General features: G+C 43.6%; 18 protein-coding genes and 1 pseudogene. 9 read left to right on the forward strand and 10 right to left on the reverse strand.

The genetic code is table 11. The annotated features are described in order from the left end of the window. Window positions 1–37: 37 nt before the first annotated feature. The 5 genes from MSG36_RS10240 to MSG36_RS10260 all read right to left on the reverse strand — a co-directional run bounded on the left by MSG36_RS10240 (window position 38) and on the right by MSG36_RS10260 (window position 3271). Complete coding sequence (locus MSG36_RS10240; RefSeq protein WP_248367606.1) at window positions 38–556, reverse strand: GNAT family N-acetyltransferase; 519 nt, start codon at window positions 554–556, stop codon at window positions 38–40. Window positions 557–627: 71 nt separating this feature from the next. After that, window positions 628–1092, reverse strand: coding sequence for an acyltransferase (locus tag MSG36_RS10245; RefSeq protein WP_248367607.1), 465 nt, complete (start codon window positions 1090–1092; stop codon window positions 628–630). A gap of 118 nt (window positions 1093–1210) precedes the next feature. After that, a complete protein-coding gene (locus MSG36_RS10250; protein WP_248367608.1) occupies window positions 1211–1360 on the reverse strand; it encodes a hypothetical protein in 150 nt (49 codons plus the stop codon). 94 nt (window positions 1361–1454) lie between these two features. Next, window positions 1455–1811, reverse strand: a complete 357-nt coding sequence (locus MSG36_RS10255) for a hypothetical protein (RefSeq protein WP_048613370.1) — start codon at window positions 1809–1811, stop codon at window positions 1455–1457. Between the two features lie 212 nt (window positions 1812–2023). Then, complete coding sequence (locus MSG36_RS10260) at window positions 2024–3271, reverse strand: RidA family protein (protein WP_048613372.1); 1248 nt, start codon at window positions 3269–3271, stop codon at window positions 2024–2026. A gap of 780 nt (window positions 3272–4051) precedes the next feature. On the opposite strand from MSG36_RS10260, the gene MSG36_RS10265 reads away from it, so the two are divergent. Then, complete coding sequence (locus MSG36_RS10265; protein ID WP_248367610.1) at window positions 4052–4486, forward strand: hypothetical protein; 435 nt, start codon at window positions 4052–4054, stop codon at window positions 4484–4486. Window positions 4487–4498: 12 nt separating this feature from the next. Next, window positions 4499–5023 carry a hypothetical protein gene (locus MSG36_RS10270; protein ID WP_248367612.1) on the forward strand — a complete coding sequence of 175 codons (525 nt, stop codon included), beginning with the start codon at window positions 4499–4501 and terminating at the stop codon, window positions 5021–5023. 86 nt (window positions 5024–5109) lie between these two features. Here the strand turns inward: MSG36_RS10270 and MSG36_RS10275 are convergent, their stop codons facing one another. Beyond that, entirely contained in the window at window positions 5110–5994 is an 885-nt protein-coding gene (locus tag MSG36_RS10275) for an AraC family transcriptional regulator (RefSeq protein WP_017067592.1), read from the reverse strand. Window positions 5995–6187: 193 nt separating this feature from the next. Here MSG36_RS10275 and MSG36_RS10280 point away from each other — a divergent pair, with 193 nt between their 5' ends. From MSG36_RS10280 to MSG36_RS10305, 6 genes are all read left to right on the forward strand, one after another. After that, the gene (locus tag MSG36_RS10280) at window positions 6188–7336 is read left to right on the forward strand and encodes an iron-containing alcohol dehydrogenase (RefSeq protein WP_248367613.1); all 1149 of its coding nucleotides are present in this window, start codon (window positions 6188–6190) and stop codon (window positions 7334–7336) included. 223 nt (window positions 7337–7559) lie between these two features. Further along, a complete protein-coding gene (locus MSG36_RS10285; RefSeq protein ID WP_048606287.1) occupies window positions 7560–8306 on the forward strand; it encodes an amino acid ABC transporter ATP-binding protein in 747 nt (248 codons plus the stop codon). Further along, on the forward strand, window positions 8306–9103 hold the full coding sequence (locus MSG36_RS10290; RefSeq protein WP_017062664.1) for an amino acid ABC transporter permease: 798 nt from the start codon (window positions 8306–8308) through the stop codon (window positions 9101–9103). The genes MSG36_RS10285 and MSG36_RS10290 overlap by 1 nt, the downstream gene beginning before the upstream one ends. A 12-nt stretch (window positions 9104–9115) precedes the next feature. Continuing rightward, window positions 9116–9925, forward strand: a complete 810-nt coding sequence (locus tag MSG36_RS10295; protein WP_081230536.1) for a transporter substrate-binding domain-containing protein — start codon at window positions 9116–9118, stop codon at window positions 9923–9925. 177 nt (window positions 9926–10102) lie between these two features. After that, window positions 10103–11029, forward strand: a complete 927-nt coding sequence (locus tag MSG36_RS10300; protein ID WP_081230537.1) for an amino acid ABC transporter permease — start codon at window positions 10103–10105, stop codon at window positions 11027–11029. 192 nt (window positions 11030–11221) lie between these two features. Then, entirely contained in the window at window positions 11222–12166 is a 945-nt protein-coding gene (locus tag MSG36_RS10305) for an ADP-ribosylglycohydrolase family protein (RefSeq protein WP_248367614.1), read from the forward strand. A 54-nt stretch (window positions 12167–12220) separates the two neighbouring features. Here MSG36_RS10305 and MSG36_RS10310 read toward each other — a convergent pair whose 3' ends face one another. From MSG36_RS10310 to MSG36_RS10325, 4 genes are all read right to left on the reverse strand, one after another. Then, complete coding sequence (locus MSG36_RS10310; RefSeq protein WP_248367615.1) at window positions 12221–12652, reverse strand: GNAT family N-acetyltransferase; 432 nt, start codon at window positions 12650–12652, stop codon at window positions 12221–12223. A 122-nt stretch (window positions 12653–12774) separates the two neighbouring features. After that, window positions 12775–13269 carry a GNAT family N-acetyltransferase gene (locus MSG36_RS10315; protein ID WP_065677547.1) on the reverse strand — a complete coding sequence of 165 codons (495 nt, stop codon included), beginning with the start codon at window positions 13267–13269 and terminating at the stop codon, window positions 12775–12777. A gap of 70 nt (window positions 13270–13339) precedes the next feature. Continuing rightward, window positions 13340–13678 carry a zinc ribbon domain-containing protein YjdM gene (locus tag MSG36_RS10320; protein ID WP_004731484.1) on the reverse strand — a complete coding sequence of 113 codons (339 nt, stop codon included), beginning with the start codon at window positions 13676–13678 and terminating at the stop codon, window positions 13340–13342. 180 nt (window positions 13679–13858) lie between these two features. Continuing rightward, window positions 13859–15022 carry a threonine/serine exporter family protein gene (locus tag MSG36_RS10325; RefSeq protein WP_248367616.1) on the reverse strand — a complete coding sequence of 388 codons (1164 nt, stop codon included), beginning with the start codon at window positions 15020–15022 and terminating at the stop codon, window positions 13859–13861. 331 nt (window positions 15023–15353) lie between these two features. Between MSG36_RS10325 and MSG36_RS10330 the strand changes: the two are divergent. After that, window positions 15354–16257: pseudogene (locus MSG36_RS10330) on the forward strand (IS5 family transposase). Window positions 16258–16318: the final 61 nt, after the last annotated feature.

A 16318-nucleotide genomic window follows, 5' to 3' on the forward strand; every position in this document is an offset into this window, starting at 1 on the left:
AGGACAAATAATAAATATCAAACAGTTGCATCGTTACTTAAGTAGATAACGACTTACGATAATAATTGGCATCTTGATGTTCTCCTTTGAACACCGCGTAGTTCTCAACATGCTCGACCAATTCAAAACCTGTATTGGATAAGATTTTGTTGGAACCGACATTGCCCACTAACGCATAGGCATCAACATATTTAAGGTTGGTCTGTTCCACCAAATAATCTAGAAGCTGCTTTACTGCGTTAGACGCAATGCCTTTTGAAGCAAAGGAATGACCAACTCGATAGCCTAGCTCTCCACTTTCAGAGCTTTGGTCGATATCGCGAATGTTGATTCTTCCACAGACAATGCCATTGGCGTCTTTGATCAACATAGGGATCATCTCGCCGTTCTTATATTCGGTGAGAAAGCTCGTGATTTGCTCGGTCACACCTGCATTTGAATAGAAGCTATCATCCCTAGCTGGGACAAGTTGCTCAAACCACTCTCTATTTTCGACCTCAAAATCCAAGAGCGCACTTGCGTCATTCAGTTGAAGTAAGTGTAAAAATACATCCATGACAAATACTCTAATGTTTCCCTAAAAAGCCGCACCTTATGATTCATGAACCACGGCTTATTAATTCAGACTTACGGTAAGTCTCTTAACTTCTTGGCTGGGTTACCTGCGTAGATACCTTTTTCGGTGATGTCTTTCGTTACCACACTGCCCGCGCCGATTACTGCACCTTCACAAATGCTGACAGACAGAACCGTAGCGTTAGAACCGATCGTGACGTTGTCAGCTATCAAGGTACGACCCCAACTGTTTGGGTTAGGATCTGGTTTGCCCTCTTTGAATAAGTCGTTGGCAAACATGACTCCATGACCAACAAAGCAGTCACTGCCAATAGTCACATACTCGCAGATAAAGGTGTGAGATTGAATCTTACTTCTCGCACCTATCACGGTGTTCTTTTGAATCTCAACAAAGGGGCCAACGAACACATCATCTTTAAGCTCACAGCTATAAACGTTACTTGGTTCGATAATAGTGACATTCTCGCCACAGGTAATATCAGTAATCTGTGACTTTAATACTCTTGGACTTGCCATACTTCACCTCCTCTCGACATTAGCGTCACAATTCAACCTAAGCGATTGTGCCGTATGCATTAAAGTGCATCAAATAGATATGTTGAGAGTTGGTAATGGATCAAAGATTCTGCATAAATTAAAACAGTCCTACCAATACAGCTGACAACAGCACCCCACCGATAAAACTTGGGGCGTGGAATGGCTGAGCCCGAGATTTAATGTACTCTTTCTCAAGCTCTTCTTGGTAAGTTTTAACGGCGAGTTCTTTTACGTAGTTATTTTGCATAATAAGCTCCTTCTTAATCAGTAAGAGAAGCTTAAGACTTGAAGTTAGGTTGAGGTAAAGAAAAAAATCAGATTAATTGAACACTTTATTTTTGTTACTCGAGGATTACCCTGAACACATCGTTATTCACGCCGCCAACATCTACTAACTCTCCCGGTTTCATTAGAAGCGAGGTGTTCAATTGTCGTGTTGAACGTGGCTCTTTTGTTTCTCGAATCACTAACATATCGACAAAATAGCCTGAGTCTTGCTTTGATATTGAGCCCGAAAACGTAACGCTTTCAACCCTATCGGCAAGGACTGAATTGAATGTTTTATCCTCTAAAACACCTGCGGAGATGGATGTATCACCATAAAATAGCGTGATGGTTGTTGGGTCGGGTACCAACTCTTGATTGGACGAACACCCTATTAGGGTAAGGCATAGCAGTAAAATGGATCGAAATTGCATAAACGGGTTTCTTTATTACGTTAAGCGTCTGTTTTTCATATTAAAACACTTCAACCTTATAAATACCATTTTTACGGGATAAGCTTAGGTGTGTCGCTTCGATGGACTTGAGTAATGAGGAGAACGGATCAGATCACGGCCTGTTAAATTTGCTCCCTATTTGGAAGCTAAACCGAGATCTGATCGATATTATCGAGAAGGGTTCAATTGATTTAAGCAACAACGTCTTGTGGAGGTGTCCCTTCACAGTTAGAAACGACAGCATCAATTTGTACCAGAGCATTCATTGGGATTTCTGAAACCCCGACTACCGTTCTTGCAGGCAGCTCAGCATTAAAGAATGTGGTGTAGATTTCGTTTACCGCATCAATATCTGAAATATCCTTAAGTTGAATATTAATTTTCACCGTATCGTCCATGCTATGGTCAACGCTTTCAATTATCGCCTTAATATTGTTTAAGCATTGTTCAGCTTGTTCTTTTACACCACCAGCAACAATTTCATTTGTTTTCGGATCTAAAGGTAATTGTCCTGAAATATGATTGTAGTGAGAGAAAGCCACTGTGTGCGAATAAGGCATAAATGGTGCAGAAACAGTATTATTGGTTTCAATCACCAGTAAGCGAGTGTCTTCTGGTAATTGCGGCGGTGTACCGTCGCCATGTGAAACGGATGTATCAATTTGAATTAAAGCACCCATTGGTAATTCAGCTGCGTTAACAACGGTACGAGCAGGAACGTAGCTTGGGAAGAATTTAGCACATACTTCATTTACCACTTCCGCATCTGCGATATTTTTTAGGTAGATAGTCGTTTTAACCACATCATTCATTACATGACCAATGCTTTCTAGAATAGCTTTGATGTTTGATAGACATTGTGCTGTTTGCGATTCGATACCACCATCAACCAACTCACCTGTGGTTACATCTATAGGCAACTGAGCTGAAAGATTGTTGTAGTGAGAAAAGGCTGCAGTCTGCGTGGACACAGTACTTTGAGGTGCATTATCCGTATTTCTTGATACCTTAACTAGTGCGCAAGGTGCTTGTGGTTTAGTGCCTTCACCGTTAGAAATGAGAGCATCCATTTGAACCAGCGCATCGCTGTTTGGCAGTGCAGCGACACCCACGACATTGCGTGTTGGCAGGCTGTTGTGGAAGAAGCTTTTGTAAACTTCATCAATAGCATCGATATCAGAAATATTCTTAACGAAAACATTAATCTTCACGACATCATCCATAACATGGTCGATGCTTTCAACAATCGATTTAATATTATTCAAACATTGTTCGGCTTGATCTTTAATATCACCGACGACTATTTCACCCGTTTTAGGGTCAATCGGAAGTTGAGCAGAAAAGTTATTATAATGAGAAAAAGCGACCGTTTGTGTAGATACAGAATTAATTGGTGCGTTTTCAGTGTTTCTTGAAATTTTAATGATATCGCTACTCATCGGTATTATCCTTTTAATAAAATAGGTATACGTATTTATATTTAACAATCGTATTTTGAAGAATGATTAAAGTAGCGCCATGTTAGTTTAATTGTTTTAAGAGAAACGTGATAACCGTCAGGCTATCACTTGACTATAAATCAGCACGTTACAGAATAATTAGTCACAACACGACTAATTATCCGCAATACGGTCGCTAACCGAGTAATAAATTCTTTTTATTTTCAGATATATTCAACAATCATGAATACTCTCTCAGATAGAGTGAGGGATAATTTTGGTAATTTAGAAAGAATTTGATAGGTCGTTCACACTAAAGTTCTTAAAAACCGCTTACTGACTGTATTGTTTGATTTTTATTCTTATATACGTGCATAAAGTCTTAACCTAAATAACTAATTATTTTAGAGCACTTTTACTATATAAATACATTAATAATAAATTAGAAATTCAAATACCAACATACTGAAATTACCTACAATTCAATACATTTGCTCATCTTGATTAACAAGGGGGTGATGTTCTCACAAGTTTCCCTTTTCTAAGCCCGCTCTCTCAACTACAGCCTGAGTAAATAGCTCATAGCTGAAACATGTTATGCATCAGACAAATAACTCTTATGTTTCAAGGTCATTATCCAACATATGCCCACCAAGATAGTATGCACACAACATGAAGATAACTTATCGCTTCATTACGTTTAAATCTATTTGTCGACCTCGAAGAGAGTTCAATATCAATGATTAAACGAATTTGTTTGGTCAACTTGAGGATTAGAAAGTGAACAAAAGAACGAAACTGTTAGGCCTGAGCCTAGTTATGACCTCCCTCTCTGCTCTTGCTAGTGGTGGCTACATCACAGACCCAACCACTCACATTTCATTCAATTACGACAACGTGACGCTTGAGGTTGCTCAGCAAGAACTTGCAACATGCCAAGGTGTTGCTGAGTCAACGCTGACAGCACCTACAGAAACCAAGAAAGGAAGCGGCGTAAAAGGCGCAGCGAAAGGGGCGGCGGCTGGCGCTGCTGTTGGCGCTATCTCTGGTGGCTCTGGATCTGACGCTGCCAAGACTGGTGCGGCGATTGGTGTGGTATCCGGTAGAGTTAGCGGCCGACGAGCAGGGGCTCAGGCTGAAGAAGATAACAAAGCCATGTATGCGACGGTGTTGAGAAACTGCATGATTGATAAGAAATATAACGCCCTGAACTAAGGAGATTCGGCCATGACAAAGCTCATTAAAACAAGAGTGTTAGCGGCTCTATTGGCAGGGTTTTCAGCTCCCTCTATGGCTGATATTGCGTTCGGCTTGGGGTATCAGGAGGGTGATAAACTCTCATCTCAATACGTTGACCTGATGTTTCGTGGTGACCTATTTGAGATTGGCGGTGAGTACCAGCATAGAAAGCGCGATGACATGTTGGAAGACGCTAACGAAGACGCGATCAGTGACGGCATGGCGTTTGTAAAGGTCGGCGCAGGTTACAGCTTCCCGCTTAAACGCATCACGGTTCGCCCTTATTATAATTTCGGCATAGGTGGCGCTCAGCTCAGCGACGAGGTTAATGACGCGGCCAACCCTGACGCAACCTATTTCAACGTCCTCGGTGTATCGACTAAATGGAAATTTGCAGAGCTCAAAATGGAGTGGAGAAACTACCAAGTGGATAGCGGTAAGTATGAGGGTAAGGACATAACTTATGACATTGATGAGGATACGTTTAACGTCTCTATTGGTATGGCATTCTAGCGATTAATTTTATGGGACTAGGCTAAACAAACTCGTTAGAGCGGTGAAGCCTTCTACTTTCTCCCGCCAATCAACAATATAAAAAACTATACCGCTCTTGGAGTAGTATTGAAGTGGCGCTTAAATTCGCGACTGAATTGGGATGGGCTCGAATAGCCGACTCGACGTGCAGCATCGCTGATTCGCAGGCCTTCTAGTTGAATCAGCTCTTTGGCTTTGTTGAGCCTGACCTTCTTCAAATATTGCAGTGGTGACTCAAACGTGACATTACGGAATGCATTGTGGAAGGCAGACACGCTCATGTTGGCTTCGTCAGCAAGCGATTGAACGGTGATGGTTTGGTCGTACTCTTCATGCACTTTAGATAGCGCTTTGGCGACACGAGCGTAATGGCCATCATGATGGGCCAAATCAAACAGCACACGCCCTTCTGAACCGGTTAATGCACGGTAGACAATCTCTGTCACCATAGCATCACCCAATATGTTGGCCTCAATATCGCAATGCAGCGTTTTCACCAATCGGGTAAAGCTCTCCAGCATTTGCTCTTCCATTGGCGTCGATTCTAAGCCGCTCGAGTTCTGCTTGTGCTTGTTGCAGTAGCTCTCTAAGAAGCCTTGATCTTCGAGCTTTTTGACTAAGCTATGCAAGCGTTGGGAATCAATGCTAATCGACAAGCCAAGCAATGGTTCACCATTAACAGGCAAGGCTTCGCACTCTAACGGCATTGGCACACCCACCACAAGATAATCACCCGCAGCGTAAGTCACTGGCCTTTCGCCAATGTAGATGTTCTTTTTGCCCTGTCCGAGCATGATAATGCCAGACTGGTAAGTAAATGGCTGACGCTGATTCCCGCCACTGCTTCTATACAACCACACGCCGCTAATTTCAGTTTCTCTGATCCCTTCGAGATCATCCCAACCTTTGTGTTCTACATAAGACTGTAATAACTGAGCGAGTGTTTTCATAAGTGGCGACTTTCCATTCCAAGTGCTAAGAGTAAGTAAGCTAAACCAGAGGAAGAATATCAACTTTGTAGAAATAGGCAATTTATTTGGAGGAACAGCTCTTCATTGACCTAGATTACTGTACTAATATGCAAATATAGAAATTGAGCAATAAACCAAAATAACAAATTTCGCTTTACACAAGGAATCTCTGATGCAATTTACTTACGTTAACCCTACTGTTATCCATTTCGGCCAAGGCCAAATCAACGCTATCAGCCAAGCGGTTGATACTTCGAAGAAAGTACTGGTCATCTATGGTGGCGGTTCAATCAAGAGCAACGGTGTTTACGACCAAGTTGTAGAATCTTTGAAAGATCACTCTTGGATTGAGTTCTCTGGCATTGAAGCAAACCCAACCAAAGAGACGCTAGACAAAGCAGTCGCTCTTGTTAAAGAAGAAAACGTAGAGTTCATTATCGCTGTTGGCGGTGGTTCAGTAATCGACGGTTCTAAGTACGTTGCTGCAGCGGCTAAATACGACGGCGACGGTTGGGATATCCTAACGGGCAAACACCAAGTAACTGAAGCGACGCCAATCGGCGCGGTACTGACTCTTCCTGCGACAGGTTCTGAATCTAACATGGGCGCGGTAATCACGCGTAAAGCGACTCAAGAGAAGCTTGCTTTCCTTAACCCTGCAGTACAGCCTAAGTTTGCAGTTATGGACCCAGATGTAATGAAGTCTCTACCTGAGCGCCAATTGATTAATGGTTTAGTTGATGCGTGGGTTCACGTATGTGAGCAATACATTACAATGCCAACAGACGCGATGGTTCAGGACGGTTACGCAGAAACACTGCTTAAGAACCTGCTTGTACTGGGTAAGCAATACGACGAGCGTGACAACGACGCATGGCGTGCAAACCTAATGTGGACAGCAAACCAAGCGCTTAACGGCCTGATTGGGACGGGTGTTCCTCAAGATTGGGCAACACACATGATTGGCCACGAATTCACTGCACTATGGCACGTAGACCACGCGCGCTCACTTGCGATTGTTCAACCTTCACTACTTCGTAACCAAATCGAAGCGAAACGTGGCAAGCTAGAGCAAATGGGTCGTAACGTATTTGGCCTAGAAGCGGGTGCTGATTTAGCAGAACGCACAATCGCTGCAATCGAAGCGTTCTACCACAGCCTAGACGTAGCAACCATGTTCGACGGCTACGAAACAAACAAAGCAACGGCGATTGACAACGTTGTCGCTCAACTTGAATCACACGGTTACCTGCAACTTGGCGAAAACCAAGCAATCACACCTGAGAAAACACGTGAAATTCTAGAGTCTGCGATTCACTAAAAATCGGGAAAAAGAATGAAAACAAAGATAGTGGTCATACAACGATGAATTTTCACATCTGACTGAACCCATTACTTTTTTCTTTCGTACAACAGAAGCAGCGTTCATTTTGAGCGCTGCTTTTAATTTGCCCTACAAGATGCTATTAAATTCTCATAAGTCCCTAATTTTATGTGCAATCATATTTCTATATTGTTAAGGTAAACCTGTCTCTTTACTAGGTATGAACAACGATTTGAACAATCTCAAGGAAATGGTTAAGTTTAAGTCACTTAACAAGTGGTATGGTGATTTTCATGCCCTAAAGGATATCGATTTAAATATTGAACAAGGAGAGATAGTGGTGATTTGCGGGCCGTCTGGTTCGGGTAAATCAACCTTGATCCGTTGCATCAATCAGCTAGAACCTTTCGAAAGTGGCGAACTTTCCGTGCTAGAGCAAGTACTCCCGAGTAAGTTCAACACACCGGGCCAAGTCGGAATGGTGTTTCAGCACTTTCATTTATTCCCCCATCTTACCGTGCTTGAGAACCTTACTCTTTCTCCAATTCGTACGCTTAAAAAAAGCAAACAAGAAGCCGAAAAGATAGCAATGCACTATCTCGAGCGTGTGCACATTGCAGAACAAGCCAACAAATACCCAGTGCAACTTTCTGGCGGCCAGCAACAACGCGTGGCTATCGCCCGTTCTCTGTGCATGAAGCCGGAATTACTCTTGTTTGACGAACCCACTTCAGCGCTTGATCCGGAGATGATCAACGAAGTGCTCGATGTGATGGTTGAACTGGCGAGCGAAGGCATCACGATGGTGTGTGTCACCCACGAAATGGGCTTTGCAAAACAAGTGGCCGACCGCGTTATCTTCATGGATGAAGGACAAATTGTGGAATCGAATACTCCACAAGCGCTCTTTGAAAACCCTCAACATGAACGTACTCAAGCGTTCCTAAATCAGATCCTGACTTATTGATGTTGATTAGAATTATTAAACCCGCCCTTTCCGCTCTAATACAAATTGTTGTACTAGTGGCCGCTGTTGTTTGGATTCTCGATTCTGGCGCACAAACCATGGGATACAGCTGGCAATGGGAGCGCGTGCCAGACTATATTGCTTTCTATGAAGATGGCGAATGGTGGCCTGCGGAGTTAGTTGAAGGACTACTGGTTACCATCAATATCTCTCTGATTTCTTTGGTCGCGACACTGATCATTGGTTTAACGACGGCGCTATTGAGAAACTCAAATTCTGTGGTTGGACGCACCTTAGCCACCAGCTATGTTGAGTTGATTCGTAACACGCCGTTATTAGTACAAATCTATTTGCTCTATTTTGTGTTTGGCCCCGTATTAGGGCTGGATCGTTTTAGCACTGCCGTTTTAGCCTTGGCACTTTTCCAAGGTGCTTACACCGCCGAAATCTTCCGTGCTGGTTTAAATGGTATTGCGAGAGGACAATTTGAAGCAGCTCAATCTTTGGGTTTATCAAAGACCTATACTTACTGGGATGTGATTCTTCCTCAGGTGGTGCAACGCACCTTGCCACCTTTGACTAATGAAGTGATCTCTCTTATCAAAAACTCTTCGATTGTGAGTGTCATGGCTATCTTTGACCTAACAACCGAAGCCAGAAACATCGTTTCTGAAACCGCGATGCCATTTGAGATTTGGTTCTCTGTGGCGATCATTTACCTTGCACTTACACTTTCACTTTCTGCCGTTGCAGCTTGGCTTGAGCATAAGCTCGGAGCTAACTGGCGAACACAATAAGGATTTATCAGCATGAAGCTATTTAAAACCGCAATTACAGCCCTACTTGCGCTTGCCGTCAGTTTGCCTGCACTTGCTTCTGAAACGCCTAACCTAGACAAAATCAACGAACGTGGCTCTCTACGCGTTGGTATGTCGACATTTGTTCCTTGGGCGATGCGTAACAAACAAGGCGATCTTGTTGGCTTTGAAATCGATGTAGCGAAGCGCCTTGCCGAAGATTCGGGTTGGAAAGTCGAATTCGTTCCTACGGCATGGGACGGCATCATCCCTTCTCTACTTTCGAACAAGTTTGATGTGATCATCGGCGGTATGTCTATTACTGAAGCTCGCGCTAAAAGCGTACTGTTCACTGAACCTTACTCGCACTCTGGTGTTCAACTGGCTGCTAATAAAGAGCTAGCGGAAGGTTTTACTCAGATCTCTGATTTTGATTCTCGTCGCGTGAAAATTGCTGCTCGTCGTGGTGCGTTCACAGTTCAAGTGGCTCGTGAAACCTTCCCTAAAGCGAAAGTTCTACAGTTCGATGACGATGCTCAAGCATTCCAAGAAGTGTTAAACGGCAACGCGCACGCGGTTATCGCGTCTAGCCCGAAACCAGAACACGAAGCGATCAAAAACGCAGACACGCTATTTATTCCATTTGAAGAGCGTCTATCCAAAGGTAACGAAGCATTTGCAGTTCGCCTGGGTGAAACTGACAAGGCAGAGTTCTTCAACGAATGGATCAAAGCACGTACTGAAGACGGTTGGTTGAAAGAGCGTTACGAGTACTGGTTCTCTACTTTAGATTGGCAAGACCAGATTGCTCAAGGTCAGTAATCTGAAGTTGAGCTCACTTTTTAATATGAGCTAATCTGTCGAATCTAAATCAAGGCAGTGCACTGTTTGCACTGCCTTCTCATCGACGATTTAAGTAGCCTTTTTAAGTAGCTTTATTTGATTCGTCTTAGATCCAAGCAACAACCCAATAATAATTAATGTTTAAACAGGAATGACGTGAGTAGTACTAGCGCATTAACAACACCTAAGCCCAACGTTCATATGAAGCCTTGGTATCAACGCCTTACTCTTTTAGATGGTGTGTTACTCGCTGTCATTTGTGTGTTTGCAGGCTGGCTTTATTATCGCTCTGCTGTTGGTATTAACTACCAGTGGCGCTGGGAAGATGCGTTTACCCTGATTTTTATTCCGCCATCCGAAGGTAACGTCCCGTACTTTTTCCAAGGCTTGATCGCCACACTGCGCTTGAGTGTCTGGAGCATGGTGTTAGCACTCTCTTTTGGCACATTACTTGGCGTTGCAAGGCACTCTAAAATTGCTTTCTTTCGTACACCTGCGCTGATTTTTATCCAGTTGGTTCGAAATATTCCACCACTGGTCTTTGTCTTCATATTCTATTTCTTCGTTTCTAACCAACTGATTCCATTACTTGGTTTAGAAAGTATCTTGCGTGAACACAACGGCGATATTAACGCTGTTCAAGCCTTTCTGTTTGGTCCTGCTAACCTTTGGGAAAACTTAGCGTCTGGTGTTATCTGTATTGGTTTGCTCTCTTCGGCTTACATCGCAGAAGTGATTCGAGCTGGCTTAGAAAGTATTCCAAAAGGGCAATGGGAAGCGGCTGACTCGCTCGGCTTATCGGCGTTGTCTAAGTATCGATTTGTGGTTGGCCCGCAAGTATTAACGGCCATCACACCGCCATTGGCTGGCCAAGCAATCTCTTTGGTTAAAGACACGTCGATTGTGTCTCTGATTTCGATCCAAGAGATGACTTTCGTTGGTACTGAAATGGCAAACTCGTCAGGTTTGATCTTCGAGATCTGGCTGATTGTAGGCTTCGTATATTTTGCTTTATGCTTTGTGCTTTCACGCCTGTTCAAAGTAATTGAGCAACGTTCTAGTGCTTACCTTAACCATCAGTAACGTCATTAATCAGAAGTACCGACTCGCCCAACTATTCATCACCCTTACCCATTTCACCTGATTGGTTTAAGTTATTGACCAATCAGGATTTATTCCTTCATATTTCTTCTTAGAAACACAGCAAAATACTCGTCTAATCACTATACTTAACGTATCGAACTACGTTGATTCATCTCAAGGACATTGCTCAACATGGACAATCATAAAGAAAGAGCTTTTTACGCCGTTGTCGGCGCATTGGTTGGAGACGCCGCTTCAATGGGGCTGCACTGGCTGTATGACCAAGAGAGGATCTTACACGTGGCTGGTTTTGAGCCTGAATTTCGCTCACCGAATCGGTTCGATTATCAAGACAAAGGCTACTTTGCGCACCAAGGAAAAACCGCAGGTGAACAATCGCAATATGGTGCTCAGCTATTGGCGATGGTCGACAGTTTAGTTGACAACCAAAAATACGATGAAGCGAGCTACATCAAACACTTCCGCTTCTGGTTTGATTTTGGTGGTAGTTGGCGAGGCTACATTGATAAAGCGACTCGTATGAGCTTGTTGAACATCCATCAATTAGAATTGGCAAACGCCCCAATTACAGCCTGTGGCGCGGATGATACACAGCTCCCCGCAGTCTCAAAGATCATTCCATTAGTGGCGTGTACTTATACCTCTCACACTTTGCCAGCGATGGTAGAGAGCGCGGTACGAGTGACCAACAACAACGACAAAGCCGTGGAATGGGCGCAAGCCATCACCCTACTGATTCAAGCAGCAATTCAGGGCAACTCGCCACTGCAATCGGTAGAAATGGTGCGACAAACTTGTAGCAAGTTCATACACGATCAAATCGACGAAGCACTGGCTGATCCAGAGCTTTCGATTACAGATGCCGCGAAGAAGTTTGGATTGCATTGTGAATTGAGCGCTGCGTTCCCCTTGCTGATACGCATCATTGCGGGTGCTCAGAGTTATCAACAAGGCATTCGCGACAATATCTTGTGTGGTGGTGACAGCTGCGGTCGTGCGATTGTGATTGGTGCGGTATTAGCGGCGTGTTTCTACGAAGAAGACGGTGGAATTCCAACCGAATGGCTAAAACAAGTCAAACTCAATGGCAGTGTACTGTCTTTGCCTATTGAGTGACGATGACAACACAACGGCACATTGTGCCGTTGAGGTTATAACTAACGCTTGGGGTTACTGACGCCACATATAGACAAACTGATCGTTTTGCGAAGTGATTTCGAAGCCAAACCTAAGATACAACTCCCCAACTCGATTACCTTGCAGGTAACAAAGTTCGACGGGTTTATTGAGGCTGTCAGCCTTAGCTAAGCAATCTTTCAATACTTGGCTGCCAATGCCCTTTCCATGATACTCAGGCAGCAAGAAGAATCGACAAAAATAGAAGTGCTCGCCTTTGTCTTGCAACAACACACTCCCAATCGCTTTACCTCGATATTCAATGATTTCAGGTCGTTCTTCTGCCCACTCTTCGGCGTGTATATCTCGTTGAGTTTGCTCATCCCAGCCAAATACGGCTTTGATAGGTTCAAATTCAGCTGCCTTTTTTAGCTCGAACAGAAATTCATGATCTGATGACTGAGCAGGTCTTGTCGAATACTTCAAAATATCTCCAACAATAATCGATGAACTATAACCAAAGAAACCACCATCAATGGTGGTTTCAATTTAATAAAATCTCGCTAAAGGAAAGTAAGTGAACATAAGCAAGTGCCATGCTTTAGTGTTCATTTTGATTCTAGTTGGTAACGTAAGACTTCGTGTTTATCTTGCTCTGAATAAAAGGTATTCAGGAATTGTCCACCGCACTTCTCAATCACTTTTTGCGAAGCAATATTGCCCCTCTCACAGGTAATGATAACGCTTTCGGTCAATACGTGTCGTTGAATCCAAGACAACATATGACTTGCGATACCCCGCCTTCTGGCTTGCGACAGCGTCTCATATCCGATATGTCCTATGACATCGTGAATGTACGGACTGGTACCATGACGAACTCTTATCACCCCAAGAATACGCCCAGACTCGAAACAAAAATAGGTAGAAGCAGGCGTCCACCCTTCAGGCAAACCCTCACCTTTTGAATAAGCAATTCGTCTTTCTAAATAGGCATCACTGCCATCGGAAATCCCCGTGTAAATATCTAACCCATCCTCAGCGCACGCGTTCACATAGTGATGAAAGGCCGTTGAATGTGAAAGAGCAGCTTTAACCATGTCCATATGATGTTGATTCTCCAACGGCCTACGCTATTAAGTTCAGGAGTGACTCGCTATTTTGACCCATTATCGACTATTGCTTCTTAACGTACTTCGCTGTAACCAGCATTTCACCACCACCATCCAGCTTGCAATCTAGCTGGTGATCTTTGCCTTCATTGATGCGTCGAATCACGGCTTTAGTGCCGATTTTCAATACGCTAGAACTGCCTTTAATTTTTAGATCTTTAATGAAGGTAACTTTATCGCCACTTTCCAATACAACGCCATTCACGTCCTTAACACGCGCGGCTTCTCTTTCTAAACGCTCTTCTTCTGGGTTCCATTCGTAGGCACACTCAGGGCAGATTAGGTTGTTTTGGTCTGGATAGACATATTCAGATTGGCATTGCGGGCAAGGAGGTAAAGACATACGTTAATACTTCATTTAAATAGAATTTGTTCCATTTTAATGGCTCTTGTCAGGCTTAGCGAGCATAAATCTAACAAGTTTTACGAAGAGTTAATTGTCTTTAAAAAAAGAACAATACCTAAAACGAACAAACACAGCCACTAAGCTGTGTTTGTTTAGAGGTTTAAAAAGCGGAACGGCTTAACGTTCGACTTTTGGTGAGTAAATCGAGTAAGCGGTGATTTGCCCTGCCACGATTGCAGAGAACATGAATAACGCCGACAAACCAATACTCGGAATAGGCAGAATCGATTGTTCAAACACCGACTGGCTGGCACTCACTAATACTCGGCTACCCGGAACCAAGATGATGATCCCTTGCACGATATAAATAGAACCCGTGAGCTCCATCTTTTTAGCAATCCAAGTTCCGTACAAAGTAATAAGAACCGTCGTAACCCAAGTACCGACAACCCAACCACTATCAAAACCTAGATAGAACGGTCCCCACATACCGAGAACGGCAACTGGCAAACCAAGTAAGATGTCTTTAGGACGAGCATTGAACATCACACCGATAGACACAGAGATCAGCACCAAGCCAGATATGTGCATCCACATCGGTACCGCATTGGTATAGTCGATGGAGACCGCTTGTCCCCATATCGCTTCGCCAATATTGAGCCCCATGATAATCCCGACAAACAGCTTAATCAGCGTTAAGGCACTCTGCCCTAGCAAGCTAGTGCCAGAAACCAAGTCATTAAAGGCTAAACACTCTAATGCGTTGGCTATGGATAACCCGGGGACAAACAAGACAATCGAAGCGATACACAACGCCCATACCGGAATCGGCAACCCTGTACTCGCCAGAAACGCCACAAAGATACCCGTTAACAGTGCCGAGATGAATTCAACCGCGATAGCGCGACGTGAATGAAGAACTTGCTGACATACCCACACCATCAAACCCAATAACGCGGAAAAGCCGACCGCTTCCAACGTACTGCCCACCAGCATCAAATACGCAGGCGGAATACCCATATTGGCAAGTGCCGTCACAAATTTAGAGTAGCCGACAGGCTCAGGTACTGGCTCACTGCTCGGTTGGTTAATACGAATGATCGTATTGGCCAACAAACTCAGGTTAATTGACGCAGGCTTTAGACGCTTAAGAATAACGGCATTGTTATCGTCTGGAAATTGATAGTTAATCGCAGTTGGCGTTGCTTGGATCATCACATCCACATCATGCTTTTTAGCATAATATTGTGTATATTTTTCAAGCTTATACGGAGCGCAACCACTGCGGTGAAGAGTGTCACCAATTTCAACAATTTTGTTAATTCGGAACTGAGAAGGCATGGGTATTTTAGGGGAGACAAAATGTGCGGCAAATGTACCAAACGATAGATGGAATGACGAGACTTTTGCGTAAATTATCAACTGAACTCGTTACTTTTTTCTGCAAAGGCTTAGAAGTCTCTATAACTCTACTCATTTGGGATTAGTTTACTGAATGTTTTGACAAATTAATAAGTTAAATTTATGCATTCAGATTGTTATTAACGGACGCCAAAACACGATTAAAAATCAGTTTATGTTAACACTCCAAATAGGCGCTGTTGCCTAAATCAGTTGAACCTTTTCCAAGATCTGCGATCTGAACCTTTGTGATGATTAGAACGGTGGTGACATGGGCAAAGCGAAAAAGAAGATTACCAACTGGGCGGAATACAATAAGGCTCTGTGTAAACGTAGTTCGGTTACGTTCTGGATAGATGACTCAGCCATAGATGCATGGAAATGCAAAACCCATCATGGCAAGCGAGGTAGAGGCTTTCAGTACTCTGATACAGCGATTGAAACCGCCTTGATGATTAAGGGGATCTTCTCTCTGCCATTGCGTGCTCTTCAAGGCTTTATCGACTCTCTCTTTGAGTTATTAGATGTTCCGCTGACATCCCCTGATTACACCTGTATCAGTAAACGTTCGAAGACAGTTCAGGTCAAATATCGTAATAAATCCAGAGGAGCTATTCGCCATATAGCCATTGATTCGACTGGTCTTAAAGTCTTTGGCGAGGGTGAGTGGAAAGTGAAAAAGCATGGTGCAGAAAAACGTAGAACATGGCGCAAACTGCGCTTAGCTGTTGATGTATATACTCACGAAACGATTAGTACGGAAGTCAGCCTTGTAAATGTTGGCGATAGTGGAGTGCTACCGACGTTGCTCAATCCACTACGCAGAAAGGTCATTGCCGTATCTGCCGATGGAGCATATGACACTAAAAACTGCCATGAGACTCTGAAAAATAAGGGCTGTACTCCGTTAATACCGCCTCGAAAGAATGCGGCGCTTTGGGAAGATAGGCATCCCAGAAACGAAGCTGTAGAGGCTCTGAAAAATGGAACAATAGCGGAGTGGAAATCGGAGCCTGGTTACCACTATCGCTCAATATCTGAGACCGCAATGTCTCGATATAAAGGGCTAACCAGCGGTAAATTGAGCTTGAGATGTTACAACGCTCAAGTGGGAGCAAATCATGGCGAATGTCAGTGTGACGGTGGTTTGTGGAATCGATATATCACCTTTGTAATATCTAAACAAACTAACACTCAAGGCTGACATAAATCGATTTTTGTCATCTACGATGCTCC

The organism is Vibrio sp. 1CM8B (assembly GCF_023161685.1).
GTDB classification, from domain to species: Bacteria; Pseudomonadota; Gammaproteobacteria; order Enterobacterales; family Vibrionaceae; genus Vibrio; species Vibrio coralliirubri.

Bases quoted from the DNA above. Each gene is read 5' to 3' on its own strand.
- MSG36_RS10240 (WP_248367606.1), bottom strand. From the start codon at position 556: ATGGATGTATTTTTACACTTACTTCAACTGAATGACGCAAGTGCGCTC.
- MSG36_RS10245 (WP_248367607.1), bottom strand. From the start codon at position 1,092: ATGGCAAGTCCAAGAGTATTAAAGTCACAGATTACTGATATTACCTGT.
- MSG36_RS10250 (WP_248367608.1), bottom strand. From the start codon at position 1,360: ATGCAAAATAACTACGTAAAAGAACTCGCCGTTAAAACTTACCAAGAA.
- MSG36_RS10255 (WP_048613370.1), bottom strand. From the start codon at position 1,811: ATGCAATTTCGATCCATTTTACTGCTATGCCTTACCCTAATAGGGTGT.
- MSG36_RS10260 (WP_048613372.1), bottom strand. From the start codon at position 3,271: ATGAGTAGCGATATCATTAAAATTTCAAGAAACACTGAAAACGCACCA.
- MSG36_RS10270 (WP_248367612.1), top strand. From the start codon at position 4,499: ATGACAAAGCTCATTAAAACAAGAGTGTTAGCGGCTCTATTGGCAGGG.
- MSG36_RS10275 (WP_017067592.1), bottom strand. From the start codon at position 5,994: ATGAAAACACTCGCTCAGTTATTACAGTCTTATGTAGAACACAAAGGT.
- MSG36_RS10280 (WP_248367613.1), top strand. From the start codon at position 6,188: ATGCAATTTACTTACGTTAACCCTACTGTTATCCATTTCGGCCAAGGC.
- MSG36_RS10285 (WP_048606287.1), top strand. From the start codon at position 7,560: ATGAACAACGATTTGAACAATCTCAAGGAAATGGTTAAGTTTAAGTCA.
- MSG36_RS10290 (WP_017062664.1), top strand. From the start codon at position 8,306: ATGTTGATTAGAATTATTAAACCCGCCCTTTCCGCTCTAATACAAATT.
- MSG36_RS10295 (WP_081230536.1), top strand. From the start codon at position 9,116: ATGAAGCTATTTAAAACCGCAATTACAGCCCTACTTGCGCTTGCCGTC.
- MSG36_RS10305 (WP_248367614.1), top strand. From the start codon at position 11,222: ATGGACAATCATAAAGAAAGAGCTTTTTACGCCGTTGTCGGCGCATTG.
- MSG36_RS10315 (WP_065677547.1), bottom strand. From the start codon at position 13,269: ATGGACATGGTTAAAGCTGCTCTTTCACATTCAACGGCCTTTCATCAC.
- MSG36_RS10320 (WP_004731484.1), bottom strand. From the start codon at position 13,678: ATGTCTTTACCTCCTTGCCCGCAATGCCAATCTGAATATGTCTATCCA.
- MSG36_RS10325 (WP_248367616.1), bottom strand. From the start codon at position 15,022: ATGCCTTCTCAGTTCCGAATTAACAAAATTGTTGAAATTGGTGACACT.